At 59.6% G+C, this 26,999-nt stretch carries 25 protein-coding genes and 1 pseudogene; 16 read left to right on the top strand and 10 right to left on the bottom strand.

What is annotated here, in order from left to right; genetic code table 11:
• Positions 1–1,158, top strand: coding sequence for a glutathionylspermidine synthase family protein (locus K6N12_RS03485; RefSeq protein ID WP_222148740.1), 1,158 nt, complete (start codon positions 1–3; stop codon positions 1,156–1,158).
• Between the two features lie 17 nt (positions 1,159–1,175).
• A complete protein-coding gene (locus tag K6N12_RS03480) occupies positions 1,176–2,081 on the top strand; it encodes an alpha/beta hydrolase (protein ID WP_097629428.1) in 906 nt (301 codons plus the stop codon).
• A gap of 26 nt (positions 2,082–2,107) precedes the next feature.
• On the opposite strand, the gene K6N12_RS03475 is transcribed toward K6N12_RS03480, so the two are convergent.
• The gene (locus tag K6N12_RS03475) at positions 2,108–3,217 is read right to left on the bottom strand and encodes a LacI family DNA-binding transcriptional regulator (RefSeq protein WP_097629429.1); all 1,110 of its coding nucleotides are present in this window, start codon (positions 3,215–3,217) and stop codon (positions 2,108–2,110) included.
• A 316-nt stretch (positions 3,218–3,533) separates the two neighbouring features.
• Here K6N12_RS03475 and K6N12_RS03470 point away from each other — a divergent pair, with 316 nt between their 5' ends.
• The 4 genes from K6N12_RS03470 to K6N12_RS03455 all read left to right on the top strand — a co-directional run bounded on the left by K6N12_RS03470 (position 3,534) and on the right by K6N12_RS03455 (position 8,666).
• Positions 3,534–4,496, top strand: coding sequence for a sugar-binding protein (locus K6N12_RS03470; protein ID WP_085740336.1), 963 nt, complete (start codon positions 3,534–3,536; stop codon positions 4,494–4,496).
• 75 nt (positions 4,497–4,571) lie between these two features.
• Complete coding sequence (locus K6N12_RS03465) at positions 4,572–6,113, top strand: sugar ABC transporter ATP-binding protein (protein WP_222148739.1); 1,542 nt, start codon at positions 4,572–4,574, stop codon at positions 6,111–6,113.
• Between the two features lie 41 nt (positions 6,114–6,154).
• Complete coding sequence (locus tag K6N12_RS03460) at positions 6,155–7,180, top strand: ABC transporter permease (protein WP_097629431.1); 1,026 nt, start codon at positions 6,155–6,157, stop codon at positions 7,178–7,180.
• A gap of 296 nt (positions 7,181–7,476) precedes the next feature.
• Positions 7,477–8,666 (top strand): IS3 family transposase gene (locus tag K6N12_RS03455; RefSeq protein ID WP_131710545.1). Its coding sequence is split into 2 segments (ribosomal slippage): positions 7,477–7,726 and positions 7,726–8,666, totalling 1,191 coding nucleotides; the frame shifts between segments, so codons are not numbered across the junction.
• Between the two features lie 118 nt (positions 8,667–8,784).
• Here K6N12_RS03455 and K6N12_RS03450 read toward each other — a convergent pair.
• The gene (locus K6N12_RS03450; RefSeq protein ID WP_131710546.1) at positions 8,785–9,843 is read right to left on the bottom strand and encodes a LacI family DNA-binding transcriptional regulator; all 1,059 of its coding nucleotides are present in this window, start codon (positions 9,841–9,843) and stop codon (positions 8,785–8,787) included.
• A 245-nt stretch (positions 9,844–10,088) separates the two neighbouring features.
• On the opposite strand from K6N12_RS03450, the gene K6N12_RS03445 reads away from it, so the two are divergent.
• From K6N12_RS03445 to K6N12_RS03425, 5 genes are all read left to right on the top strand, one after another.
• The gene (locus K6N12_RS03445; RefSeq protein WP_097629433.1) at positions 10,089–11,072 is read left to right on the top strand and encodes an autoinducer 2 ABC transporter substrate-binding protein; all 984 of its coding nucleotides are present in this window, start codon (positions 10,089–10,091) and stop codon (positions 11,070–11,072) included.
• 128 nt (positions 11,073–11,200) lie between these two features.
• Positions 11,201–12,715 carry a sugar ABC transporter ATP-binding protein gene (locus tag K6N12_RS03440; RefSeq protein ID WP_131710547.1) on the top strand — a complete coding sequence of 505 codons (1,515 nt, stop codon included), beginning with the start codon at positions 11,201–11,203 and terminating at the stop codon, positions 12,713–12,715.
• A complete protein-coding gene (locus K6N12_RS03435) occupies positions 12,708–13,739 on the top strand; it encodes an ABC transporter permease (RefSeq protein ID WP_131710548.1) in 1,032 nt (343 codons plus the stop codon). Before K6N12_RS03440 ends, K6N12_RS03435 begins: the two co-directional genes overlap by 8 nt.
• Complete coding sequence (locus tag K6N12_RS03430; RefSeq protein ID WP_131710549.1) at positions 13,736–14,722, top strand: ABC transporter permease; 987 nt, start codon at positions 13,736–13,738, stop codon at positions 14,720–14,722. The genes K6N12_RS03435 and K6N12_RS03430 overlap by 4 nt, the downstream gene beginning before the upstream one ends.
• Positions 14,723–14,733: 11 nt before the next feature.
• On the top strand, positions 14,734–15,582 hold the full coding sequence (locus K6N12_RS03425) for a sugar phosphate isomerase/epimerase family protein (protein ID WP_097629457.1): 849 nt from the start codon (positions 14,734–14,736) through the stop codon (positions 15,580–15,582).
• 113 nt (positions 15,583–15,695) lie between these two features.
• On the opposite strand, the gene K6N12_RS03420 is transcribed toward K6N12_RS03425, so the two are convergent.
• Positions 15,696–16,733, bottom strand: a complete 1,038-nt coding sequence (locus tag K6N12_RS03420; RefSeq protein WP_131710550.1) for a class I SAM-dependent methyltransferase — start codon at positions 16,731–16,733, stop codon at positions 15,696–15,698.
• A gap of 231 nt (positions 16,734–16,964) precedes the next feature.
• Here K6N12_RS03420 and K6N12_RS03415 point away from each other — a divergent pair, with 231 nt between their 5' ends.
• The 3 genes from K6N12_RS03415 to K6N12_RS03405 all read left to right on the top strand — a co-directional run bounded on the left by K6N12_RS03415 (position 16,965) and on the right by K6N12_RS03405 (position 20,197).
• Complete coding sequence (locus K6N12_RS03415; RefSeq protein ID WP_131710551.1) at positions 16,965–18,911, top strand: putative bifunctional diguanylate cyclase/phosphodiesterase; 1,947 nt, start codon at positions 16,965–16,967, stop codon at positions 18,909–18,911.
• Between the two features lie 345 nt (positions 18,912–19,256).
• A complete protein-coding gene (locus K6N12_RS03410) occupies positions 19,257–19,574 on the top strand; it encodes a hypothetical protein (protein WP_003591967.1) in 318 nt (105 codons plus the stop codon).
• 29 nt (positions 19,575–19,603) lie between these two features.
• A complete protein-coding gene (locus K6N12_RS03405; protein ID WP_131710553.1) occupies positions 19,604–20,197 on the top strand; it encodes a general stress protein in 594 nt (197 codons plus the stop codon).
• 175 nt (positions 20,198–20,372) lie between these two features.
• Here the strand turns inward: K6N12_RS03405 and K6N12_RS03400 are convergent, their stop codons facing one another.
• Genes K6N12_RS03400 through K6N12_RS03385 form a run of 4 tightly spaced genes read right to left on the bottom strand, consistent with a single transcriptional unit; the run spans position 20,373 to position 24,971 of the window.
• Positions 20,373–21,362 carry a substrate-binding domain-containing protein gene (locus K6N12_RS03400; RefSeq protein WP_054185432.1) on the bottom strand — a complete coding sequence of 330 codons (990 nt, stop codon included), beginning with the start codon at positions 21,360–21,362 and terminating at the stop codon, positions 20,373–20,375.
• 53 nt (positions 21,363–21,415) lie between these two features.
• Positions 21,416–22,459 (bottom strand): ABC transporter permease, encoded by a 1,044-nt coding sequence (locus K6N12_RS03395; protein ID WP_054185452.1) that lies wholly within the window; start codon positions 22,457–22,459, stop codon positions 21,416–21,418.
• The gene (locus K6N12_RS03390; RefSeq protein ID WP_183854177.1) at positions 22,459–23,976 is read right to left on the bottom strand and encodes a sugar ABC transporter ATP-binding protein; all 1,518 of its coding nucleotides are present in this window, start codon (positions 23,974–23,976) and stop codon (positions 22,459–22,461) included. Before K6N12_RS03390 ends, K6N12_RS03395 begins: the two co-directional genes overlap by 1 nt.
• The gene (locus K6N12_RS03385; protein ID WP_097629442.1) at positions 23,973–24,971 is read right to left on the bottom strand and encodes a LacI family DNA-binding transcriptional regulator; all 999 of its coding nucleotides are present in this window, start codon (positions 24,969–24,971) and stop codon (positions 23,973–23,975) included. Before K6N12_RS03385 ends, K6N12_RS03390 begins: the two co-directional genes overlap by 4 nt.
• A 194-nt stretch (positions 24,972–25,165) precedes the next feature.
• Between K6N12_RS03385 and K6N12_RS03380 the strand changes: the two genes are divergently transcribed.
• A complete protein-coding gene (locus tag K6N12_RS03380) occupies positions 25,166–25,606 on the top strand; it encodes an RbsD/FucU family protein (protein WP_131710671.1) in 441 nt (146 codons plus the stop codon).
• A 213-nt stretch (positions 25,607–25,819) separates the two neighbouring features.
• Complete coding sequence (locus tag K6N12_RS03375) at positions 25,820–26,014, top strand: TOBE domain-containing protein (protein ID WP_131710555.1); 195 nt, start codon at positions 25,820–25,822, stop codon at positions 26,012–26,014.
• Between the two features lie 28 nt (positions 26,015–26,042).
• Here K6N12_RS03375 and K6N12_RS03370 read toward each other — a convergent pair whose 3' ends face one another.
• The 3 genes and pseudogenes from K6N12_RS03370 to K6N12_RS03365 form a co-directional block, all read right to left on the bottom strand.
• On the bottom strand, positions 26,043–26,534 hold the full coding sequence (locus K6N12_RS03370; RefSeq protein ID WP_131710556.1) for a GAF domain-containing protein: 492 nt from the start codon (positions 26,532–26,534) through the stop codon (positions 26,043–26,045).
• Positions 26,535–26,571: 37 nt separating this feature from the next.
• Positions 26,572–26,688: pseudogene (locus tag K6N12_RS33980) on the bottom strand (tRNA (N6-threonylcarbamoyladenosine(37)-N6)-methyltransferase TrmO); the annotation flags it as partial.
• Positions 26,689–26,714: 26 nt separating this feature from the next.
• On the bottom strand, positions 26,715–26,972 hold the full coding sequence (locus tag K6N12_RS03365; protein ID WP_097629445.1) for a hypothetical protein: 258 nt from the start codon (positions 26,970–26,972) through the stop codon (positions 26,715–26,717).
• Between the last annotated feature and the right edge of the window lie 27 nt (positions 26,973–26,999).

Below are 26,999 nucleotides of genomic sequence, written 5' to 3'. Positions count from 1 at the left end.
ATGAAGCGCATCACCCTTCCGGCCCGTCCTGATTGGCGTGACGAGGCGCGCGCCGTCGGCTTCGGCTTTCACGTCATGTACGGCGAGCCTTACTGGCTCGACGATGCCGCCTATACTTTCACGCTCGACGAAATCGAGACGCAGATCGAACAGCCGAGCCAGGAACTGCACGACATGTGCATGGATCTGGTCGGTGATATCGTCAGAAGCGAAGAGACGCTCGACAGGCTGGCCATTCCGGAGGATCTGCGCGATGTGGTGCAGCGCTCCTGGCAGCGCCGCGACCGGCACCTTTACGGCCGATTTGATCTTGCCTATGACGGTACCAGCTCCGTCAAATTGCTCGAATACAACGCCGATACCCCGACCTCGGTGTTCGAGACAGCTTATTTCCAATACAACTGGCTGACCGACCAGATGGCTTTGGGTACCCTGCCCAATGATGCGGACCAGTATAATTCCCTGCAGGAAAGCCTCGTCGAGGCGTTCGAGCAATTTCCCAAAGGGCCGATCTTCCACTTCGCTGTGATGACCGACAATGAGGAGGATCGAGGCACGACGGTTTATCTGATGGACTGCGCAGTGCAGGCCGGCCATCGCGTCGAGCTTCTCGACATACGCGAGATCGGCATCGATGCCGAGGGCCGCTATACCGACCTGCAGGATCGGGTGATCGACCGCTGCTTCAAGCTATACCCATGGGAGTTCATGCTGCGCGAGCCGTTCGCCCGCGAACTCGCGCACTCCGGCGATGTTTTCATCGAGCCCGCCTGGAAGGCCGTGCTCTCGAACAAGGGGCTTCTGCCTCTGCTCTGGCAGCGCCACCGCAATCACCCCAACCTGCTGGCGAGCTATTTTGCCGACGACCCGGCAGCCGCGACCCTGACGGATTATGTGCGCAAACCGCTGCTGTCGCGAGAGGGCGAGAACGTCACGATATTCCGGGATGGCCGGGAATTCGTTTCCGCTCCCGGCGATTATGGCGACGAAGGCTTCGTCGTCCAGGCCTATGCCCCGCTTTTCGAAAGCGACGGCGGCTTTGCCGTGCTCGGCAGCTGGGTCGTCGGTGATCGCGCCTGTGGCCTTGCCGTTCGCGAAGACCGCTCGCGCATAACCGCCAACCTGTCGCGTTTCGTGCCGCACGTCATCATCGATTAAGAGAGATACGTCCTCTTATGCAAACATCAGAAACCGTTCTCACGACTGAACCTGTCAGCGTCTATTCATTGCCCGGCACGTGCTTTTTCGATCTCGCTCCGGCTGCAGGCGGCGAGCCCTATCGCATATTCCTGTCCATTCCGGCGGAGAAGCCGCCAGCGGGGGGATGGCCGCTTCTAGTGATGACCGACGGCAACGCCACTTTCCCCTTCGCGGCTGCCAGCCTGGTCACGCAGGCGCCTTACCCCACGGGAACGAATGTCGGCTGGGGGGTGATCGCGGCGATCGGCTATCCCACCGACGAGCCCTATGATGCGCTCCGCCGGTCTTGGGACCTCGGTCCTCCACCGGTCAAATCCTATCCGCCCTTTGTTGAGGGCGGTCCCCCGGTGGTCATCGGAGGGACCGGCAAACTGGCGGATTTCATCGAGAGCGAGTTGATACCGCGGATCGCGGAGATAGTGACCCTGGATCCGCGGCGCCGATCGCTTTTTGGGCATTCCTTCGGCGGCCTCTTTACCCTCTATGCCCTGTTTGAGCGGCCGGGTCTGTTTGCCAATTGGATTGCGGCCAGCCCGACCATCTATTGGGAGAACAGTGAAATCCTCAACAATGAGGCGCAGCGTCAACCCATCCCGGGAAATGCCGCCTTCCTGCATTTGTCCGCCGGGGAATATGAAGGCGACGAGTTGGCCCCCTTTCAGTACCGCAACGAGGATGCAGCCGTACGCCTGGAAAAGAGGAAGGCGGAGCGGACGATCCTCCTGGCGCAGGAGATGGCGGAGCGATTGAGCAGCACAGAAGACGGATTGCGTACCGAATTCGAGCTCTATGCAGGCCAGACCCACATGTCGGTTCTTGCAGCGGCTGTGAACCGTGCGGTCAGCATTGCGTTCGCCGTCGGAGGGGTGCCCGACAAGTAAGTCTTCCCGGCCACTGCTGCCGGGGCCTATGGCGAGGTACTTAAATCATCGACAACCTGCCGCGCCTCGGCCCGCGGCGCGGCGACGGAGTGGCGCTTGACGAGCGAGCATTCGAGCTTGGCAATAGGATATCGCTTGCCCGGCACGGTTTCCGGGTTGAGATGTTCGATCGCCCATTGCCCCATGGCAAGATGTGGAAGGACCGAAGTCGTCAGCGGCGGGACGAGGTGGCGTGAAATCTCTTCGTCGTCATACCCCACCACCGACATATCCTGGGGAATGCGAAGCCCCGCATCCTTGAGCGCTTCGTAGCAGCCGATGGCCGTGCGGTCGTTCTGGCAGAAGATCGCGGTCGGCGGCTCTTTCAGAGCAAGCAGTTTCATCGTGGCGGCATAGCCGGCACCGGCAGACCAGTCGCCTTCGATAACCAATTCCGGATCGAAGGGGATATCGGCGGTCGCCAGCGCGCGGCGATATCCGGTCAGCCTGTCCTGCGCAGCCTGCATCCAGATTTCGCCGGTGATGGTTGCGATGCGATGGTGTCCGTGCGTGATCAGATGTCGGGTGGAGCTCTGCCCTCCCGCAATCTCGCTCGGCACGACGGCCGGAAATGCATGGTCCGCCGTATAACAATTCAAGAGGACCGTCGGGATGTTGAGATTGCTGACATAGGACGGAAGCTCCACCTGGCGGGTATAGATCGTCATATAGATGAGCGCTGATATGCCTCCGCTCGTCAGCGCCTTGATGGCCTTCGGCTCCATGACCGGATCGCTGAGCGTCTGGGCGACCAGAAGGACATTGCCGGCGTTCCAGGAAGCTTGCCGCGCGCCTTCGATCGCAACGATCGCTTCCGGGCTGGTGGCAAGTTGATCCACGGCGAAACCGATCACATTGTCCAACCCTGAATAAGAGGCCTTCGCCGTATACGTCGTCCCGGTATATCCCAGAGCCCGCGCCGCCTCCCACACGCGGTCGCGGGTCTGCTGCGAGATCCGGGTGCCGGGGGTGTCGTTGAGAACGAAAGAGACGGCGGCCTGCGAGCAGCCGGCGGCCGCGGCAATATCCATCATCGTCACGCGGGCAGGCTTGTCCACCGCGGGCTTATTGCTTTTTTGGGGCTTGGCTTGTCGCATTCGAGGAGAACAGTCTCTTTGTCGTTTGGTAATTACTATTAGCATCTATCTGAAAGCGCTGGCAATTGCATCAACTGTTGCAATGCCTGCGGTTATTGGTCACTGCTAGTACAAAGTTGCATCCCGGTCGGTGCATGATGAAATGTTTTGATCCGCATTGATAATACTATTTACTAATTAAAATTCTTCTATACCGTCACGGAGCGATCGGACCAATGCCACTCGTCGCTTTGCGGCGGCCCTGGGAGGGGGCGCATCCGGCCGGCCGTAAGTCGAAAACGGGCCCATGCGACTGCGGCCCCTCGGGAGGTGTATTATGAAACAGCTGAAACGCAATGCAGCCCTGTTCTTGGCCGGTTTGATGCTGAGCGCGGCACCGGCTGCCGTATCGCATGCCGCCGACAAGCCGACACTTGCATTCGTCGTCAACGGAGCGTCCGACTTCTGGAAAGCGGCAGAGGCCGGCGTGAAGAAGGCGCAGGGCGAAATGCCGGATTACCAGATGGAGCTGAAATACCCTGAGCAGGCGGCTGTCGCCATTCAGCAGCGACTCATGGAAGATCTGGTCAGCGCCGGCGTGAAAGGGATCATGGTCTCCGCTGTCGACCCCAAAACCCAGACGGATGGCCTGAATAAGATCGGCTCGCAGACGGCTCTGTTCACCACCGACAGCGACGCGCCGAAGACCAACCGCGTCGCCTATATCGGTTCTTCAAACGTCGATGCCGGCAAGCAGGCCGCCGAAATCGCTAAGAAGGCTATGCCGGACGGTGGCAAGTGTATGGGTTTCGTCGGTCTGCTCGGCGCCGATAACGCCCGCGAACGCATCGAAGGGATGAAGGAAGGGCTCAAGGGCACGAAGATCGAGCTTGTCGATGTTCGCGGTGACGACATCGACCAGACGCGCGCCAAGAAGAACGTCGAGGATGCGCTGGTGGCCAGCCCCGACCTGACCTGCATGGTCGGCTTCTACTCCTACAACACGCCGCGCATCTATGAGGCTCTACGCGACGCCGGCAAACTCGGCCAGATCACCGTCGTCGGCTTTGACGACGATCCGATCACGCTCGGCGGCGTCAAGGAAGGCACGATCGCGGCAACCGTCGTACAGCAGCCGTTCGAATGGGCTTATCAGGGCATGAAATTGATGGCCGCCTACCTCAAGGGCGACAAATCAGGCGTTCCCGCCGATGGCTTGATCATCATCCCGACGGTGATCATCGGCAAGGATGACGTTGACAAATATGCCGCCAACCTGAAGGCCATGGCTGGAAAGTAACCTCTTTCGCGGCGGCGGCACTCGCCGCCGCGAAAGGCATTTCATGCCGACATCATCAGCAGCCATGGACAGCCGATGAACCATAGTTCCGACATCCCGTCACCGGGCGCGCCCGGAACGCCATTCCTTTCGCTTTCCGGCGTTGGCAAGACTTATCCAGGCGTCGTTGCGCTCGAAGGCCTGTCAATGGACATCGTGCCGGGCGAGGTCATCGGCCTTGTCGGCGAAAACGGGGCTGGAAAATCGACCCTGATGAAGATTCTCGGCGGTGTGATCGCACCCGATCGGGGCACGATCCTGCTCGACGGGGCAGAGCTTCATTTCCTCACGGTGGAATCGAGCATCTCGTCCGGCATCGCTTTCGTGCATCAGGAACTCAATCTCTTTGAGAATCTCGACGTCGCTGCCAACATCTTCCTAGGGCGCGAACCGCTGAAGGCGGGACCGCTTAAGCTCGTCGATCGCGATCGACTAAGGGACATGGTGAAGCCGCTTTTGAGGCGCGTGGGCGCGCATTTTTCCGCCGACACACCCGTGGCGTCGCTTTCCCTTGCCGAGCAGCAGATGGTGGAAATCGCCAAAGCGCTGTCGATCAACGCCAGGCTCGTTATCTTCGACGAGCCCACGTCCAGCCTGCCGCTGGACGAAACCGAGCGGCTGCTCAGCATTATCAAATTGCTGAAAGCGGATGGCATCAGCGTCATTTTCATCTCGCATCGCCTCCACGAGGTCGAGCGCGTCGCAGACCGGGTCGTCGTGCTGCGCGACGGCACGCTTGTCGGCACGCTCGCCAGGAAAGACATCGGCCACGACCAGATGGTCAAGCTGATGATCGGCCGGGTGCTTGCGGCCCGGACCGCAAAACCGCAGCGCTCGCCGGGCTCGGTTGCACTGAAGGCAAGTGGCGTGCGCACCGAGGCCTATCCCGGCCGTCCCGTCGATCTGGAAATCCGCTATGGAGAAATCATGGGGCTTGCGGGCTTGGTCGGGTCCGGCCGTACCGAGCTTGCCAGGGTCTTCTTCGGCATCGACCGGAGTTATGGCGGAAGCATCCTGCAGGACGGGCAGGAAATTTCCGTCCGTTCCGCTCGCGACGCCGTCGCTCGCGGCATTTTCCTGGTGCCGGAGGATCGCAAGCGCAACGGCATTCTTCTCGATTTCCCGATCGCCCAGAATATCACCCTTGCCGACCTTCCCAGGCTTTCCAGACGCTTCATGCTTTCTGCTGAAAAAGAGACGGCGGCGGCCGAAAAGCAGCGGGTTCGCCTGGCGATCAAGGCGCCTTCCGTTTCGACGCGAACCGGCACTCTGTCCGGCGGCAACCAGCAGAAGGTGGTGCTTGCCAAATGGCTGTCGATGAGCCCGAGGGTGGTGATCTTCGACGAGCCGACGCGCGGCATCGATATCGGCGCCAAGAACGAGATTTACGGACTGATGCGAGCGCTTGCCGATGCCGGGGTCGCGGTCCTGATGATCTCCAGCGACATGGAAGAGGTGATCGGCGTTTCCGACCGCATCGCCGTCATGCACGAGGGCCAGATCGCCGGCATATTGGAAGAGGATGAATTCAGCCAGGAAAGCGTGCTTTTGCTTGCCGTCGGCAAAAGGGTAAAATAGCGGCTGCGGCCAACATATAAGTATCGGGGAATGGATCTCGAATGGTCAAAAAGGATCTCGGACTGCTGCTTTTGATCGTCGTCGTCGGCATCGTCGTCGCGATCATCAATCCGCGCTTTCTGCTGCCGATCAATCTTGCCAACACCGCCAACCTGATCGGCCTGTTCGGCATCCTGTCGATCGGCCAGGCCTTTGTCATCATAACCGGCGGTATCGAGCTTTCCGTAGGCTCGCTCGTCGCCCTTCTCGGCGTGCTGTTCGTCGATTTCGTTGCCGTCCAGGACATGCCCTGGATGCTGGCACTGCCGCTCATTCTCGCGCTTGGCGCGGTCATAGGCGCCGTCCACGGCTGGCTGATCACCCGGCTCAAGCTGCAGCCCTTCGTCGTCACCCTCTGCGGCCTGCTGATCTATCGCGGGGCAGCGCGCTTCTACACCGCCGACGGAACGGCGGGCTTCGCGTTCGGCCAGAACTTCCCGGATCTCGAATTCCTGACCGCCGGACGGTTCTACGGCGTTCCCAACACCTTCATCGCGCTCGTCATCATAACCGTCGTGATGTGGATCATGCTGCACCGCTCCGTCTTCGGGCGTTATCTCTATGCAATCGGGAAGAACGAGGAGGCGGCCCGCTATTCCGGTATCCGCACCGGCCGGATGATCATGTCGGCCTATGTCATCTGCGGCCTGCTGACGGCGCTTTCGGCGACTTATTTCGCCATGTACACACGCTCGATTTCGCCGGCGAGCCATGGCCAGTTCTACGAACTCTACGCGATCGCCGCCGCTGTCCTCGGCGGCTTTTCTCTCCGCGGCGGCGAAGGTTCAATCGTCGGCGTGGTGCTCGGCACGGTCCTGCTCCAGGAGCTGCAGAATCTCGTCAATCTGCTTGGCATCCCGTCGTCGCTGAATTTCGCCGTCATGGGCGGCGTGATCCTCATCGGCGTCCTGATCGACCAGCAATGGCACGCCATCCGCGCAAAGCGCCGCCTCGTCTCCGCCGCACGGCATACTGAAACACGTCATTCGAACGAGGGCAGTTTGCCGGTGGCGGCCAATCAGGACTAAATTGGATGATAGGCGCGCGCCGCCCGGCCGAGTTCGCGCGCTCCTCAGTCTCGATGCTGAGTGAGTAGAAGGCAACAGGATGAAGTTGTGTCTGGATTGACTGGCTGCACCGCTCGGCTGCGTTATCGGATGGCGCAAGTTCCATAATGCATATTATCTAATTTGACATACAGCAGCTGGTGTAAGGGGCATTCTATTTCCCGGTGCGACATGCCAGAAAAAACAACGGCTTTGACCTTGCCCCGTTGAAATAATCCATTTTGAAGTAAGCTCTGGCCCATTGAGAGGACCAGAGAATGAAGCGCAACCGTTTCACGGACGAACAGATCATCGGCATTCTGAAGGAGCACGAGGCGGGCACGCCGGTCGCGGAGCTTTGCCGCAAGCACGGTGTCAGCGATGCCAGCATCTATAAATGGAAAGCCAAGTTTGGCGGCATGGAGGTGTCCGAGGCCAAGCGGCTGAAGACGCTGGAGGACGAGAACACGAAGCTGAAGCGGCTTCTGGCGGATGCCATGCTCGACAATGCCGCTTTGAAAGACCTTTTGGGAAAGAAGTGGTGACGCCCGCAGCCCAGCGGAAAGCTGTCGCACATCTCATGAACCAACGTGGGATGAGCGAACGGCGGGCGTGTAAAGCCATCGGTTTTTGCCGGATGACGATCCGTTATGACACTAAACGCAGCGACGATCAGGGCCTTCGCGAGCGCATGAAGGCGTTGGCGCACGAACGCCGCCGCTTCGGCTATCGACGCCTTCATGTGCTGCTCAGGCGCGAGGGACACCTTGTGAACCACAAGAAGCTCTTCCGGCTCTATCGCGAGGAAAAGCTGACGGTGCGCAAGTGTGGCGGCCGAAAGCGAGCGATAGGCACACGAGCACCGATGCTGATCCCGCTTGCCGCCAATGATCGCTGGTCACTGGACTTCGTGTCGGATCAACTCACCGATGGACGCAGGTTCCGGGTGCTTACGGTCGTCGACGATTGCACCAGAGAATGCCTGGCTCTCGTTGCGGATACGTCCCTTTCCGGCCTTCGGGTTGCCCGTGAGTTGGACCGGATCATCGAGAGACGTGGCAAACCCAGGATGATCGTCAGTGACAATGGCAGCGAGTTCACCAGCAACGCGATCCTGCAATGGGCCGACCGGACCAAAGTCGATTGGCACTACATCGCACCAGGCAAACCGATCCAGAACGCCTTCATCGAAAGCTTCAATGGTCGGCTGCGCGACGAGCTCTTGAATGAAACGCTCTTCTCGTCATTGACCCACGCTCGATCAGCGCTTTCAAACTGGCGCATCTATTACAACGATCATCGACCGCACTCCGGCCTTGGCTGGCTGACGCCCGCCGAGTTCGCTCAGACCATCAATCCGCGACGTGATGCGGTGCTGCGCAGCCGAAATGGCTCCGCACCGCAACCCGCCGCTACCGCCCCAAATACAGCAACCAAAAACCGCTGGAGCGAACTCAAAACTGGATAAAACTTGGGGGCAAGGTCAGCTTCCCTTTGGAGATTTTGGAATGTCTCGATGCTATTTGCAATTGACCCGGGCCCACCGACGCCGTCTGGCATCAGATTTTCCAACGAAGGAGACGGGATTACTCGATATCTTTCAGGGCATCGAGGGGGCCGGTCAGCGCTGTGCGTGGCGGGACGAGTGATGGTTGCACAAGATGCGTCAGTACTGGAGGTCGGTTGGTGTCGAGGATGGCAAACCCTTTGGTGATCATGGCCTCGCCGTCCTGCCGGATCATGAAGACGGGGAACGGCAGGAAGGAGCCGAAGGGATCGTAGTCGTAGCAGCCGACGATGATATCGGCGAAGGTCTCGTGCGGATGCAGCGCGAGGAAGCGCATCAGCCCCTCGAGGTTGATCGAGGAATTGACGAAAAATGCGCGCGGCAGCTTTCCATGGCCTTCGTAGAAGACTTCAAAGGCGCGGGCGGTCATGGCGGGGGAGTAACCAGTCGGCTGGATGCAGATGTCCGGATCTGCGCCCAGCAGTGCGCGCTTTACGTCGCGAAAGCCACGAATGCGTTCATGGCTGGCATGGTCGTTGCGGCCACCGAACAGATACACATCGTCGGGTGAAAGCGGCCCATCCTCCTGCGCGCGCTCGATGATCGCTTGTGTCAGCATACGCGCGCCTTCGTAATTGTCGCTGATGATCGACGGCGCCAGCGTGCCCGGCAGATCGATGTTGACGTGCTTCAGCCCAGCCTTTTCGCACACCGCGTGGACACCGTCCGGATCGGTTGCACCGGCGATGAAGAGTTCGTCGATAGAATAGGAAATCAGCGTCTCGACAACCTGACGCTCCTCCTCCGGATCACGGCAGGCGCTGACGACGAGCGGGCACTGGCCGCGGTTCCTGGCCTGGGCCTCGAAGGACTGCGCCATGGAGGAAAAATAGCGATTGTCGTGCACAGGCAGCAGAAGGCCGACGAGGCCGGAGCGGGACGAACGCAGGCCACGAGCCTGCAGGTTCGCCGTATAGCCGTGCTCGTTCGCCAGCTTCTGAATAAGCTCGGCCGTTGTCTCCTTGATACGCCGCTTCCGCCAGCTTCCATTCAGCACGGCGCTCACGGTGGAAGCCGATGCGCCCGATAGCACCGAGAGATCGTAGATGGTCGCCTTTTTCTTGCTGATGCCTGTCATGCCCTGCCCTTCCTCTGCCGTTCCCTTAGAAACAAACCCCTCTTGACGAAAGCCCTGCCTTGTTCGATAGTCATTGCACCATCGATTGTGCAAAAAAGAAAGCTCGATTGTGCATGGATGGCTCGCCGGAGGAGGCGAGACGGGAGGCAAGGGTATCCCTCGCCAAGAAGCAACCAGGAGCAACCTTGCCGCAAAAGCGGCAGGGGGTCGTCGTTCGCATGGGCGACCTTTGAGGAGGAGTGAGGATGAGGAAACTTATCATAGCGGCATTGGCTGCATCGCTGTCGCTCGCCGGCGCGGTCGCCGCGTTTGCGCAGGACGCGCCGAAGGTCGGCATTGTCGTCAAGATCGGCGGCATTCCATGGTTCAACGCAATGGAGGCCGGCATCAAGGAGCAGGGTCAGAAACTGGGTGTCGATGCCTTCATGATCGGGCCGACCAGCGCCGACCCGGCCCTGCAGGTGCGTGCCATCGAGGACCTGATTGCTCAGGGCGTCAAGGTGATCGGTGTGGTTCCGAACGACGCCAAGGTGCTCGAGCCGGTGCTTACCAAGGCGCAGGCGGCCGGCATCAAGGTCATTACCCATGAATCTCCTTCGCAGAAGGGTGCCGACTGGAATTTCGAGCTCGCATCATCCACCGGATTCGGCGAAGCGCATGGCAAGCTGCTCGCCGAAAAGATGGGCGGCAAGGGCGAATATGCCGTCTTTGTCGGTTCGTTGACCGTCCCATTGCACAATGCCTGGGCCGATGCCGCAATTGCCTATATCAAGGCGAATTATCCGGACATGAAGCTCGTCGGCGATCGTTATGGCGTTGCGGAAGACGTCGACAAAAGCCGCTCGACAGCGCTCGACCTGATTGCCGCTCATCCAGATCTGAAAGGCTTCCTCGCCTTCGGCAGCCAGGGTCCGATCGGCGCTGGGCGCGCGGTCGAAGAACGCCGCAAGACAGGCAAAATCTTCGTCCTCGGCCCGTTCTCACCCGGCCAGGGCCAGAAGCTGATCAAATCAGACGCGATATCGGGCGGCTTCATGTGGAATCCGAAACAGGCCGGCGAAGTGTTCGTCACGCTCGCCGATCGGCTGATCAAGGGCGAGAGCATCAAGGAAGGCGACGACATTCCAGGTCTCGGGGTTATCAAGCCGGCCGGCAACGACATCATCGTCGACCAGTTGCTGCCGATCAACAAGGACACGGTCGACGACCTGGCCGCAATGGGTCTCTGAAAGAGATCCCCTCCCCCGGTGTCGGGCCGGTCCATGCCGACCGGCCCGACATTCGGCAAAGAAGGCGGTATCCGGCCAAGGCCGGGGCCATCGACCCTTCATGGCATTCGATCGGACAGGCAACCGGCATGAGCACGGCAACGGATGAGGGCGTGAGAGCCCCGCCTCTTCTTTCGCTCCGCGGCATCAACATGACATTCGGCGGCGTGAAGGCGCTGAAGAACGTCTCCTTCGAGGTTTTGCCGGGCGAGGTGCATTGTCTGGCCGGGGAGAATGGTTCCGGTAAGAGCACGCTCATCAAGGTTATCTCCGGCGTGTATCGGCCTGCCGAGGGCGCCGAGATCGTCTTCGACGGCGAGACGATACCCCACATCACGCCAGGCATGGCCCAGTCCCGCGGCATCCAGATCATCTGGCAGGACCTTGCGCTCTTTCCGGAAATGAGTGTGGCGGAAAACATCGCCTTTCAGACGCTTTCCGGTTCGCGCCCACGCTTCGTCAACTATGGCGCGATCCGGACGATCGCGGAGGGTGCGCTTGCTCGACTCGGCGTCAGCCTCGAGGTCGACAGACCGCTGAAGGACTTCGCCATCGCGCAGCGCCAGATCGTGGCGATTGCCCGCGCGCTTGTCGGGCAGGCCCGGATCGTCTTCATGGACGAGCCGACCGCCTCGCTCACCCAAACGGAGACCGATCATCTGCTGGCAATCGTCCGCACCCTATCGGCTTCGGGCGTTGCCGTGGTCTTCGTCAGCCATCGTCTTGCGGAAGTGCTGGAAATCTCCTCACGTATCACGGTGCTGCGCGATGGCGCGCTCGTCGGGGTCTTTCCGGTGGGGGGCATGACACAGTCGAAGATCACCGAGCTGATGATCGGGCGGACATTCGATCAGAACGTTCGCGCCAGCGACCGATCGCAGAACCCGATCATGCTCTCCGTCAGCAAGCTTTCCCGGCCTGGCGAGTTCGAGGAGATTTCCTTCGATCTGCGCCGTGGCGAGACGCTCGGGATCACAGGATTGCTCGGCTCGGGCCGCACCGAACTTGCGCTTACGCTGTTCGGCATGCGTCGGCCGGCCGCCGGCACGATTAAACTGGAGGGAAGAGCGGTGCATTTTGCGTCCAACCGCGAGGCGATTGCGGCCGGCGTCGCCTATCTGTCGGAGGACCGTCTTTCACTCGGTCTCAATCAGCCGCAATCCATCGCCGACAATCTGGTCATGGCCTCGCTCAACCGCATCCTGAGCGGCCGGCTGATTTCGCCCGATAAGAAGCACGCGCTCGTTGCCGGCTGGATTGCTGATCTCGGCGTCAGGATCGGCAAGCAGGACGATGCGATCTCGACGCTTTCGGGCGGCAACCAGCAGCGCGTCGCGATCGCCAAATGGCTCGCCACCGATCCCAAGGTGCTGATCCTTGACGCTCCCACCGTTGGCGTTGATGTCGGCGCGCGCGCCGGCATCTTCGAAATCGTTGCCCGTCTCGCCGACGCTGGGCTGGCAATCATCCTCATCTCGGACGAGGTGCCGGAGGTCTATTTCAACGCCGACCGGATCATTCACATGGAAAAGGGCCGCATCGCCGGCTGGCACGATCCGGGCACGACCACACTGAAGGGCCTGGAGGCGGCCATCTATGCGTAAGCTGTTCCTGTCCTATACGACCGAATGCGTGCTCATCGCCGTCATCATCGCGATGAGCATCTTCCTGGCGTTTGCGACCGATCGTTTCTTCACACTCGGCAATGCCTTCGACCTGCTCAATATCAGCGCCGTCAACATCATCTTCGCCGTCGGCCTGCTCGTGGTGCTGATATCAGGCGGGATCGACATCTCCTTCGCCGTCGCCGCCTCGATCGTGCAATATCTCACCGTACTTGCGCTCGAGCGGATCGGCGGGGGTGGCTGGACCTCCGGCTTCCTGATCGCGGCAGGCATCGGCATCGTGCTCGGCCTGATCAACGCTTTCCTGATCCACCGTTTCCGCATCATCTCGATCGTCGCGACAATCGCGACCTTCAACGTCTATTTCGGCCTGCTGATGTTCTTCACCAAGGGTGTATCGCTCTACAATCTGCCCGATTGGCTGACCGCGCGCGTGGTCATTTACGAGCGGGAAATGGCCGACGGCAGCTGGGCGGAAATAACGCTGCCCGTTCTCGTCATGGCCGTCTGCACGCTCGCCACCTGGCTCTTCATTACCCGCACGACGACCGGCCGGCAGCTCTACGCCTTCGGCGACAATCCTGACGGCGCGCGCCGCTTCGGCATCAATATCGGCGCCATGCAGTTCATCGCCTTCGGCTGGCTTGGACTGATGGCGGGCATCGCCGGGCTCATGCAGGCGCATTACGCACAGGAGGTGGTGCCGAACGCACTTTATGGTCGCGAGCTCGATGTCCTGGCTGCCGTGGTGCTCGGCGGCGCGCGGCTGGGCGGCGGCAAGGGCTCCGTGCTCGGTTGCGTGCTGGGCGTGCTGCTCGTTTCGATCACCCAGAACGGCCTCAACCTGATGGGCGTCTCGCCCTTCGCCTTCAAGATGATCGTCGGGGCGATCATCCTCGTTGCGATCACGTTGTCGAGCGCCCGCATCGGCGCGCTGGCGCCAGTCTTTGGGGGCCGCATGTCGACCGACGGCCAACCTGCGGCAAGCGGAGAAAAGCGATGAACACCCTCGCAGCCCGCTTCAACGCCATCTTCGGGGCTGATATGGCCGGTCCGCTGGCCGCGCTGGCGACCGTGCTGATAGTCTTCGGTTTCGCCTCGCCACATTTCCTGACGGGCGCAACCTTCGGATCCGTCGCCTTTCAGCTTCCCGAGCTCGGCATCCTAACGCTTGCCATGCTGATGCCGATCCTCACCGGCGGCCTGAATCTGGCGATCACCTTCACTGCCAACATGGCGGGCCTGACGCTTGCCTGGACGCTGCAAGCCAAAGGCGGGATCGATGCCGGCCCGATCGCCTTCCTGCTCGGCTCGCTGCTGGCACTTGTCGTCGGCGCGGCAAGCGGCCTGGTCATGGGCCTCGTCATCGCCTTTACCCGCGCCCATCCGATCCTCGTTTCGCTTTCGATGATGATCTTCCTGCGTGGCCTCGGCGAGTTCCTGACGCGCGGCGGCGATATTTCGGGTTTCCCAACCTTCATCGCTCCCATCGGCCACGGCAGCATTCTCGGCATTCCTATACCGTTGTTGATCCTGATCGCCTGCGTGATCGCCAGCCACATCCTGCTCGCGCGATCCAAGCTCGGTTTTTCCACCTATATGATCGGCTCCAATATCGAGTCCGCCCGCTATTCAGGCATCAATACCCGCAAGGTCCTGGTGCTTGTCTACATGCTCTCCGGCGTGATGGCTGCCGTGGCCGGCATCATCATGCTTGCGCGCTTCAATTCGGTACGCGTCGGCCATGGAGAGTCCTATCTGCTGATCACCGTACTCGCCTGCTTCCTCGGCGGCATCAATCCGTTCGGCGGCTTCGGCCGCGTCCTGCCCGTCTTCGTGGCGCTCATCGTGCTGCAGCTTCTCTCTTCGGGGCTCAATTTGCTCGGCGCCAACCAGCATCTCACCACTGCCGTCTGGGGCATCCTGCTCATCGTCGTGATGGTGCTGCGATGGTTCTCGGCCAAGTTCATCACAATCGCGAAATAGGAGATATGACCATGCAGGGTTTCGGCGTCCACACTAGCATGTGGACCATGAACTGGGATCGCGCAGGCGCCGAGAAGGCAATTGCCGGAGCGGTGCAGTATAAAATGGACTTCATCGAGATTGCGCTGCTCAATGCGCCGGCTGTCGATGCCAGACACACCCGGGAGCTGCTTGGGAAGAGCAAGCTGCGCGCGGTCTGCTCGCTCGGCCTGCCGGAGCATGCCTGGGCATCCGTCCGCCCCGATGCGGCGATTGAGCACCTGAAGATTGCGATCGAAAAGACCGCTGAGATGAGCGCCGAGGCGCTGTCCGGCGTCATCTTCGGCGGCATTGGCGAGCGGACCGGCATACCGCCGACGCAAGGCGAATACGACAATATTGCCAAGGTGCTCGACGCTGCCGCAAAGCACGCGAAGAAGTACGGCATCCAACTCGGCGTCGAGGCCGTGAATCGTTATGAGAACCACCTGATCAATTCGGCCCAGCAGGCCGTCGACATGGTGGAGCGTGTCGGCGCCGATAACATCTTCGTTCACCTCGACACCTACCACATGAACATCGAGGAGAAGGGCGCAGCAAACGGCATCCTGGTTGCCCGCGATCACCTGAAATATATCCATCTTTCCGAAAGCGACCGCGGCACGCCAGGCTATGGCAACATTCCCTGGGATGCGATCTACGCCGCGCTCGCCGCAATCGGCTTCAACGGCGGACTTGCCATGGAAAGCTTCATCAACATGCCGCCGGAAGTGGCCTATGGCCTGGCCGTCTGGCGCCCCGTTGCACGCGATATGGAAGAGGTCATGGGAAGGGGGCTGCCGTTCCTGCGCAACAAGGCGGAACAATACGGCCTGATCTGACCCGGTTACCGCTATTGCTCATTGTTGCGGCCGAGCCCAGCTTCTCGGCCACTCCTTTTTTGTGCGCCGGCGTTGTTTCCTGCAACGCCATTGCCTTTCGGCCAACCTGCGGCTTACGGCTGTCTTTCAATTTCGCAGTAGACAACGCTCCGATTCGTGCCCGGCCAGACAGACACTTTCAGATCCGCCCCAGCCGCGCTTTCACTGGCGATCAAGCCCATTTCATGTTCCGAGCGCAACAGCAGCGCCCAGTTCATAAATGTCTCCATATAGCCGTCGACATCCGTGGCCGGGGAGAAGTTGGCGAACAGGAATGTGCCGCCAGGCTTAAGCATGCTGACACATTTCTTCGTCAGCTTTATAGCGACAGCGTCCGGGAGATAATCATAAAGACCGGCCGCATAAACAAAATCGAACATGCCCAGCGCATGCCTCCCAGCAAGCAGGGATTTGACCGACCCGTTGAGCGCCTCGACCGACGTGCCGGCGAAATCGCGGGCGACTGTTCCAACACTCATCGGGTCCTGATCCAAAGCGACCCAGCGTTTGATTGCGCCGGCGCCGAGCGCGTGCGACAAAGGCCCCTCACGAAGATGCCCCGACGCGATGGCCAGGACTTCGGTGGAACCGGGCCGCGCCGAAGCGATTTCGTCGACGCGCCGCGCCAGAATGTCTCGACGCTCTCTTACTGCGACGGATGACGAAGCATTTCGAGTGTAGGCGTAGATCGAACGTCCCAACGTGCTCGATGATGCGACATCGTCCTCGATCTCAGGCCTGCCGTAGATAAAGTCGAGAAGACGTGCGTCGCCGGAATAGCCGCGCGGCTTTTCAAACGACCAGCGGGTCAATGGATCCTGGTGCAGATAGTGAGCAACTGGATGAGATTGCGCGATCGGAACGATGACGTCCCACACCTCCGGATGAAAGCGGCGCCGTAATTGATGCAAGGCTTCGCTAAGCCGCTCGATGATCGCACGAGGCTCGACGCCGGATCTGAACTGACGGATCGACAGATCGAGGCTGACGGCAAGCTCGGCTTTCGCGACGATAACGTCGCTGGGATTTGTCGCAGCAAACCTCCTTGCTGCCCGCCGAATTTCACCCGGCGCAACAAGACTTTCACCGTCCAAGACAAGACTTCGTGCCATTTCGAGACTCCCTTGACATAGCGTTAAGCATAATCAACCTCGAAATGGGATGCGACTAGAATCTGCACGGGATAAGGGTAATTCTACTATTGCGGGTCGGAACCTGCGCCTCTACGAATGTTAAGTAATAAGACAAACCGGTTGCAGGTTGCCGAACGTAATTTTGGAGGGCGCCCGAAGCATGGCTTACTTTTTAACTTCTTTAGATTGTAGTCAGGCTGGTATCGTTGCATGAGCGCGGCTGACGCTCCTGTGCAGCGCGACGAATCAACCGACAGCTTTTCGTTCGCCGAGGCCCGCAAGTCTCTGGAAACTGAAAATGATGCTGTCCGGAGGCGAAGCTCACGGCACGGTCTTTGGATCGCAGTCGCCGTCTATGTGGCCTTCGCACTTCCCGACCGATGGCTTATCCCCGATGTTGCGCCTGCGACGATCGCCGCGCGATTCGTCGTCGCAACGATTGCGCTGCTGGCTTTCGAAGCCTTGCGACTGGCCAAAGCAAAAACCGTCTGGCTGGACATCACATGCGCCTCCGCACTGCTTGCCGGCTATTTGGGCTGGCTTTACCCGGCGATTGGCACCAGCGACGTCACCGCCATGTCGTACTACATGATATTTGGCGCCATCTTCATGATGGGCGCCAACCTGTTTTTCAGTTTCCCGTTTCGGCTTTCGGTGATCACTTCCAGCTTCGTGCTCGGCGCATTTTTCGTTACGATCGAGGCGTTTTTTCCTTCAAGCCAAACCTACAAGCTTGCCTTCGGGATGTTCTACATTTCGTGCTTCGTCTTCACGTCTTTCGTTAATTGGCGATTGAACGTGGAGCGTCGAAACGTGTTGCTGAATGCGGCGGAGGCCCGATATCAGCACTGGGAAGCGTCCGAGCGTGGACGATCACTGCTTGAGCTTTCAAACACCGACTACCTGACGGGCATAAGCAACCGGCGCGCCCTGGATCGGCGGCTCGACGAATGCTGGGCCGCCTGGAAAGACGAACGCCGCGACTTCGTCGTGTTGCTTATCGACGTCGATTTTTTCAAACGCTTCAATGATCGCTACGGGCATCAAGAAGGAGACCGATGCCTGACTGTCATCGCCAAAGTGCTGAAGGCCGTCGTAGAGTCGTCCGGTGGCATGATAGGCAGGTATGGTGGTGAAGAGTTTATCGTGGTCTTGCCGGTCGAAACTCCCAAGATCGCGATGAGCCTGGCCGAAAAGATCAGAATGGAAGTCGAGTTTCTTGCGATTGAGCACGACGGGCGACCGGATGACAGCCCAATCGTAACCGTCAGCATTGGCGTCGCCTTCACCCGCGACAAAGTTGGAGAGAAGGTCGAACGAATAGTGCGTGAGGCCGATCTTGCTCTCTACCATGCCAAAGCAAGCGGCCGAAACTGCATTCGCAGGTTTGATCCGCTGTTGCCTCGCCCGGACGATAATGCCGGTAAACTCGTCCCGCTGCTGACGGCCGCCATTGATCGCAAACTGGTCTCGCTCGTTTATCAACCGATCTTCGAGTTGACGAATGAGAAAGCAAGAGCTGTCGAGGCTTTGATGCGGCTTCGGATGCCGGACGGCACCGCGGTTTCGCCGAAAACATTCATTCCGGTTGCAGAGCGAACGGGTGCTATCCTCGAATTGGGCAAGTGGGCGATCGAGACGGCATGCCGTGACATTCTGATGACCGATCGCATGGCGACCGTCAGCGTCAACGTGTCGCCCATACAGCTGCGTTCCCCCGGCTTTGCTGCGAATGTCGCTGACATTCTTATTCGCTGCGGGGTCAGCGGATCGCGGCTGGCCTTGGAAGTCACCGAGGGCCTGGATATGGATATGCAGTCGGAGGTGCTTAAGTGCATTGCAGATCTGCGGACTCTCGGCGTCGAAATCTGGCTTGACGACTTCGGCTCCGGCTTCGCGGGCCTCTCCTGGCTGAGGGCGATCGAGTTTCAGACGGTGAAGGTCGATCGGACATTCCTGCACGACTGCTCCAACCCGCGCGGGTTGACGATGCTTCAGGACATGGTCGCTCTTATCCGCAATCGCGGGAATACGATCCTGGTGGAAGGCGTCGAAACGGCAGCACAATTGTCCCTGCTCAAGGATCTTCGCATCGACCGCGTCCAGGGCTATCATATGGGAATGCCGGTTAGCGCTGAACTTCTGAACGCGGCATAACCCGATCTCCAGGTTTCCAGAAGACCGTTCATCGCAGACGCGACGTTGTCCGCGATCTTTGGGTCCGAACCGGTCCAAGACGCTGAAGGACTTTCGTGCCCAACCCTGGGGACGTAAAGCCGGTGGGCAAAGGCGTGAGTGAACTCCGCGTCAACAATGGCCGCCGCTATCGGGTCCATTTTGTCTACGAAGCAGTAAGCGATCGCAGAAAAACTTTTGCGAGTTCAATAGCAAATCAGGCAAAGATTCGCATTCGTGCTTTAAGTTCTGGTACGTGGAACGATTAGGGTCGGATGGGGTTTCGTGATCACGGATCTGAGAGGTTCGCCACGAGAGGAAATTCCCATGAACAAGTTCATTCTAGCCGCAGCGCTTCTGGGCGCTTCGGCATTGTCAGCCATGGCCCAGACGGCACCCGCAACGACAAGTGACGGCAAGACTCCGGCCATTGCAACGCCTGGGTCGAACAATGCGACCGCCCCGGTCGAAGGTGCCAACAGCTTCACCGAAGGGCAGGCCAAGGACCGCATCGAAAAGGCCGGCTATACCGACGTCAAAGACCTCAAGAAGGATGACAAGGGCATCTGGATGGCATCGGGGATGAAGGACGGCAAGGCCGTCATGATCGCACTCGACTACCAGGGCAACATCGTCGCCAAGTGACCCCAACAAATCCTTCAGGAGAAATGACTATGAGAACCGTAACTGGACTTTTCGACGATTATACCGACGCAAGCTCCGCGGTCAGCGCGCTTGAATCCGCCGGTATCCCTTCCAGCGACATCAGCATCGTTTCCAACAATGCCGACAGTCGCCAAGGTGAACATTCGAATGCAGGTGAAGGCGCCGGTACAGGTGCCGGCATCGGTGCAGTCGTCGGCGGCGCCGGCGGCCTTCTCACAGGCCTCGGTCTGATGGCCATCCCGGGCGTCGGCCCTGTCGTCGCAGCCGGCTGGCTGGCCGCCACCGCCGCAGGCGCCGCCGCTGGGGCAGTCGCTGGCGGTGCGACAGGAGGCATTATCGGTGCGATGACGAGTTCCGGCGTCTCTGACGAGGACGCGAATGTATATGCCGAAGGCGTTCGCCGGGGTGGCTCGTTGGTCACAGCCAGGGTTCAAGACGCACTTGTCCCGGAGGCGGAAGCGATCCTCAAGCAATCCAACTGGGTCGACCCGGTCGAGCGCCGAGCCGCCTACACCAAAGAGGGATGGACCAGGTTCGATGACGCGCTCGACCCCTATAGTCCAGAACAGGTCGCAAAAGAACGCAGCCGTTATCGCCTCTAGTCGCTATGGATGCGCGCGCCAACCGATGGGCGCGCGTTTCATGCAATAGACCGGCGAAGTGCGACAGCGGCTTCCGATCTGGTTGCTGGCAAACGCCGCGGCGATGCAAGCGCGCAACGAAGCGATTTGGTCCCACCCGGCTGGGCAGACGCGCCCAGCCGGGGAGCCTGGGACTTTATTTGCCCATCATCTGCTTGGCGTTTTCGGGCGTGATGGCTGTAGTATCGACTGTTACTGTCGGCTCAACAGACGATGCGCAGTCCAGCAATATCGACTTTGCCATGTCGATCGCCTCCTTCGCGCCGGTAGGATAGGTAAAGGTCGCGGACCAATCGCCCTTTGCGACTGCTTCAATTCCCCCGGCAGGCCCAGGCAAGCCATCGGTGCCGATGATCTTCACGCTTTTGCCGGCACCTTTGGCGGCAAGCAGAGCACCCGCCGCCATCATGTCATTGCTGGCATAGACCATCTTGATATCCGGATGAGCCTGCAGCATGGCTGCGAACGCCGTTTGTGCTTTATCCGGCAGCCAGTCTGCCGCCTGTTCTGCGACGATCTGGATTTTCGAATTGGCCTTCACGCCGTCTTTGAAGCCGTTGAGCCGCTCGACTGCGGGCGTCGAACTCGGCAGGCCCTCCAGCACGGCGGCCTCGCCGCCATCTGGAAGAAGTGTCTTGCTGGTATATTCGCCGGCTGCCAGCGCAATCTTGTAATTATCGCCTCCGATGAAAGCTGTGTAATCCTTGCCTGCTTCACCGTTCGTCTTGCGATCGAGTTCGATGACCGGGATACCCGCGTCCATTGCCCGCTTGACGGCGGGCGTCAGCGGAGCCGCCTCGAAAGGCGAGATCAACAGAAGATCGACCTTTTGGGTAATGAAATTGTCGACCTGTGACGTCTGAGTGTTGACGTTGCCCGCCCCGTCGGCGATCTGCAGTGTGAACTGCGGGACCGCCTTGGCGGCGGCTTCCAGTTCATCGTTGACGTGCTGGCGGTAGGGCTCCGCGTTGTTTGCCTGCGAGAAGCCGACAACGAATTCGCCGTCTTTGGCGCAAGCCTTCACAAGCGGATCGGCAGCCTGGGCCACGCCGGCAATACAAAGGCACGAACCGGCGAGAAGTGCCATGCGCCCGGCATTCGAAAATCGAAGTGCATTCTGTGTCATTACTTTCTCCTCCACATTGGTTCCGGATCCACCTTCCGGGAGATGCCGCCACACTATCTGCCCAATCCTTCGCGGCGACGAACGAGGGATTGAAGGACTGCCGCCAGAACGATGATTGCCGCTGTGGCGAGCAACTGCATGGCTGGGGTGATATTGTTGAGCTGAAGAATATTGGCGAGGGCGCCAAGCATGATCGTGCCGGCGATCGTTCCGACCATGGAACCCGACCCGCCAAACAGGCTGGTTCCGCCAATGACGACAGCCGCGATGGCCGTCAATTCATAACCGGTGCCATCATTGGCGCTTCCGAAATTGAATTGCCCGGCATGGACGATGCCGGCCAGCGCGGATGCAAAACCGGTGATGGCGTAAACGGCGATCTTGATTGCCGAGACCGGAACACCGGAGATGCGAGCGGCGCGCTCGTTGCCGCCAACGGCATAGACGTAGCGGCCGAACCTCGTCGTGTTCAGCACCAGCGTTGCGATACAGGCAAAGATCAGGAAGACGATCGTGGCCACAGGAACGACGTTGCCGAACAATCGACCGCCGAGAACCGCAAAGATGGGAGGCGCCAGCCCGGGGCCATCGCCATAGGAAATATTGATGTACTGATTGCCCGAAACTACGAGCGCCAGCCCGCGAGCTGCCTGTAAACCGGCAAGAGTGACGATAAATGCTTCAAGCCGAAACTTGCTTGAGATCGCTCCCTGGATCAAGCCGAAACAGGTGCCCATCAGCAGCACCGCCAGCACCGTTGTAATCAGCCCAAAGCCGCCCGAGACCATCAATGTTGCTGTGACGACGCTCGCAAGACCAAGGGTCGCCCCAACCGAGAGATCGATCCCGGCGGTTATGATCACGAAGGTCATCCCGATCGCGATGATGCCGGTCTCGGACACCGCACGGACGATGTTGGCGATATTGTCGGGTTGAATGAACAGGATGACCCCATGCCGACGCGGCGAGAAGATGATGCCGCCGGCAAAGACCAGCACAAGGCCGATCAGGCTTTGGAAGCGGACGATGACCGCAAGCGGATCGATGCGCTTTGCGGGTTGAATCGGAGAACTCGACGTAATTTGTTGTTCGGACATCATCCCTCCCTCCCGTTGGCGGCGGCCAGAACGTCGTGTTCGCTCACCCCGCCGGAAAATTCGGCAACGCTGCAGCCATTGCGCAGAACCACTATTCGATCGCATAGGCCGATCAGCTCGGGCATCTCGCTTGAAGCGACAAGGATGCCCAATCCATCCGAGGCAAATTTGCGCAAGCGAGCGTAAATCTCCCCCTTGGCTCCGACGTCCACACCGCGGGTCGGCTCGTCGAGAAGCAACAGGCTCGGATTGCCCAGCACTTCCTTGGCAAGCACGACCTTTTGCTGGTTGCCGCCGGACAGGGCACCCACTGCGATCTCCGGATTCTTGGGACGGATGTCGAAATTCCCGAACGAGCTCTTGATCGCATCATCCTGTCGACGTGCAGACAACAAGCCGTTTGGGGAAATTCGGCGAATGATCGACATGACGAGATTGAGGCCAACGGACATACGCAGCATCAGTCCGGCGCCGCGCCGGTCGTCGGTGACGAATGCGAGACCAGCCCTGCGCGCGGCGGCGATGGATCGAAGCCTTGCCGGTTTGCCGCCAATGGTAACCTCACCCTGCCACCTGCCCGGCACGCCTGTCCCGTAAAGAGCGCTCAGAAGCTCGGTTCGCCCTGCACCCATCACGCCGGCCAAGCCGACAATTTCACCGCGGTGAACATCGAGGTCGATCTTTGATGGCGCCTGCCACCCGGGTGACGCACGGTGCGGCCGGAAGGAGGCCTGACGCATCCTCAGCAACACGTCTCCGACGCGATCCGATCGAGGCGGGTAAAGTTCGTTCAACGGACGACCGACAAGAAGCTGCACCAGTTGGGCTTGCGGCGCGTTCGGCTCGGTAACGCCGGCGACCTTGCCGTCGCGCATCACTGTCACGCGATGGGCAATCTGCGGCACTTCCTCGAGGCGATGCGAAATATAGACGATACCGACGCCTGACGATGCGAGCCCGCGCATAATATCGAACAATCGATCGACTTCGCCGACCGTCAATGCCGCTGTCGGCTCATCCATGATCAGAGCGCGGGATGCATAGGACAGCGCCTTGACAATGGCGACGACCTGGCGCTGGCCGATAGAAAGCTCGCCTACAAGCTGGGAGGGATCGATCGATCGGTCGATTGCCTCCAGTCTTTTGCGCGCTTCGCGCAGCATCGCCTTTCCGTCGAGCATGCCATGTGGATGGACAAGCTCACGCCCAAGAAAGAGATTGGCCGCGACGCTCAAACTCGAGACGAGATCCAATTCCTGGAAAATCGTTGCAATTCCTGCCGCTTGTGCATCCCGCGGGCTGTGAAATCGGGCGGGTTTGCCATCGATGAAGATCTCTCCCTGGTCCGGCGTGTGCACGCCGGACATCAGGTTCATCAACGTCGATTTGCCCGCACCATTCTCTCCAAGCAGGGCATGGATTTCACCCACTTTAAGATCGAAGTCCACGCCACGCAGCGCTTGAACGCCGCCGAAATGCTTGGTGATACCTTTCGCCGAAAGAACAACCTGGTTCATGCTGCTTCTCCACACGATTCACGCACCCGCAAAACCGGCGACAGTCGAACGGTCTCGCGCGGGCGGTGCTTGCTGCCGATCCGCGCAATCAGCAAGTCCGCCGCCTTCCTGCCGATCTCATCGCAAGGCTGGGCCATCAGCGTCAGGCGCGGTTCGAAGTAATCTGCCCATTCGAAATCATCGATTCCGAGCACTGAAATATCCGCGGGAACGCGTAGCCCCCGTTCCCGAATGGCTCTCATCGCGCCGATCATCGCAAGATTGTTTGAGGCAAGGATTGCTGTGGGTGGCTCCGTCAACTCCAGCAAGCGGTGTGTCGAAGCGGTGGCGTCAGCCGTGCTGCGGTTGCCATTGCTGATGAAGGCATGCGGGACCTCTATTCCCTTCTCCGCCATAGCCGCGCGGAAAGCCTCAGTGCGCTCGACGGTCGTTGAAAATCCCGGCTGGCCGAGGATGATCCCAACCCGTTGGTGATGGAGCGTGACGAGATGATCGACCAGCATGCGGATTGCCGCCGTGTTGTCGGTTCCGACCTGATCGAAACGATCATCGGAGAGCCTGTCGACGAGCACACAGGGAACATCGCATTCAAATAGATAGTCCAGCGACTTTTTAGGAGCGCCTGAAGCGGCAAGGATAATGCCGTCGACACGACGCTGATGCAGATGCCGGATGAGCTCCAGTTCCCGATCTGGATCGTCCTGTGTATCACATAGGAAGACGATCAAGCCTCGCTTGGAACACTCGGCTTCAATCGCGCAAATGATGTCGCTGAAGTAAGGGTTCGAAATGGCGGAAATGACCAGGCCGACCGTGCCCGTCGACGATAATTTGAGAGAGCGCGCAACCGCGTTCGGGATATATCCGATCTCGTCCACCGCCTCCATGACGAGCTTCGCCTTCTCGGGCGAAACGTAGCGCGTCTTGTTGAGAACATGGGAAACCGTGGAGACCGAAACTCCGGCCGCCTTTGCAACTTCGGAAATCGTCGTCATGAGCGCGCTCCGGCGTTTGCCGGCAGCACAACAACAAAGCGTCTCAAATTTTCCTCCCAGGCGGATTTCCAACCTTTAAACAGGCTCTCCAAGGATCCGCGAATTTGATCACGCTAACGCCATCGAAACGTTTGCGCAATCGTTTTTTTGCGGATACGATCCAACTGGTGATCATCTCTTGGGAGGGAAATGACATGCTGAAAGGCGTCCCGCAGTTCGTCACGGCCGACTTGTTGTGGGTTATGGCCTCCATGGGTCATGGCGACGAATTGGCCATCGTCGATCGAAACTTCTCAGGCTTTCGGGTGGCGACCCAAACCACAAGCGGAAAGCTTCTCATCTTGGAGGGGGTCGATGCACCGACTGCAGTTCGCGGGATCCTTAAAATGATGCCCTTGGACACATTCGGCGACACGCCGCTGATGCATATGGAGGCCGTCGACGCGCCAGGCGAGTTGCTCGAAGTGCACAGGGAGGTCATCGCCGTTTGCAGTGAGGCAGAAGTGCGTTCGATCGCCAGCCAACCTGTCGAGAGGTTCGCTTACTATCCGATCGCCATGCGATCGTTTGCGATCATTCAGACGGCTGAATCGCGCCCCTATGGAAACTTCATCTTGAGGAAGGGCGTGCTCTGAGGCCGGATGGTGAGGCATTCCTCGGGCGGCATGAAGGAACAGATCAGGCCTTAACGTAGACCCATGCTTTGGTTCGCGACGCCAACACCGTTTCGATACGCTTGTAGTCGGAGACTTCGTAGCATCGGCTGCCGCCAGTTCTTCGGCAGTGATCCGGAAAACCGTGCCTGCGATCGAATCCGCCGGATAGTTGGACGGCACGACGAGAACATTATGAAAATCAGCGCCCGCAATCGCCTGAAAGGCAAGATTATCGAGGTGACCAAAGGCGCGACGACCGCCCATGTCCGCATTGACATCGGCAATGGCGTCATCGTTAACGAAGCCGTGGACGAACTCGGTCTCACCGTCGGTGGAAATGCCTATGCCGTCGTCAAGGCTTCCGACGTGATGGTCGCAGTCGACTGATCCGTTGGAACGGTCATCTAAAATCGCTCTAGAGAACGCTCGCGGCGACATAGATTGCGGCGAGCGCCTCGAACCCGGCCTGATCCTCGGCATTGAAACGATGAGGCGTGGGGCTGTCGAGATCGAGCACGCCGACAATTCCGCCGTCCTTGACCAGCGGGATCACCAGCTCCGATCGGGAAGCGGCGTCACAGGCGATGTGTCCGGGAAATTCGTGGACATCCGGAACCAGCACGGAACGCGCTTCCGCAACCGCTGTACCGCAGACTCCCTTGCCGACGGCAATGCGCACACAAGCGACCCTGCCCTGGAACGGGCCGAGGACCAGCTCGTTTTCGGATCTCAGGAAATAGAAGCCCACCCAGTTCAGATCGGCAACGAGCTCGAAGACAAGCGCCGAGAGGTTTGCGGCATTGGCAACGGCGTCGCGTTCGCCTTTAAGCAGCCCCTGAAGTTGGCCTGCGAGTTCGCGATAGAAGGTGCGCTTGTCGCCCTGCCCTATGTTCCTCGTGGCGTACATCACAATTACCTCAGTGGTCGTTCGGGAGCTTCGGCGGCTATCCCTTTTTGCAAACACGCGCCGTTTCGCTTCCAACCTGAAAGTCTCCGGGCTGCGGCGGCGCGATCGGCTTGAACATGGTGCGATCGGGCTTGATGTCGAGGAGCGGCGTTCCAATACAGACCAGATTGATCCGGCCCTCTAAAGTGCATTCCTGATCGGAAACATGTCTTCGCCATAATGGTGCAGCCTCGTGTGGTGGCGTCGGCATAACCACCGCACCCTTAAGGGCTCGTCGTATTGATCATGATGGGCATCGACCGCTTCGACCCCGCAGACCTCGCAGGTTTGCTTTTCCAGCTCGCCTGCCTTGATTGCTCGCTGCACGGCGAGGTGAGCATCATATTTGCCTGGATTGGCACGGCGCCAATTCGCTTGGCGGGTATCGGTTTTCAGCATCGCTGCCTCCTTACCTGTATCACGACC

The sequence above is a fragment of the Rhizobium redzepovicii genome, from assembly GCF_019793435.1.
GTDB lineage: Bacteria > Pseudomonadota > Alphaproteobacteria > Rhizobiales > Rhizobiaceae > Rhizobium > Rhizobium redzepovicii.
The sequence above is the reverse complement of the archived record's forward strand: the minus strand, read 5'-3'. Positions and strand labels throughout refer to the sequence as shown.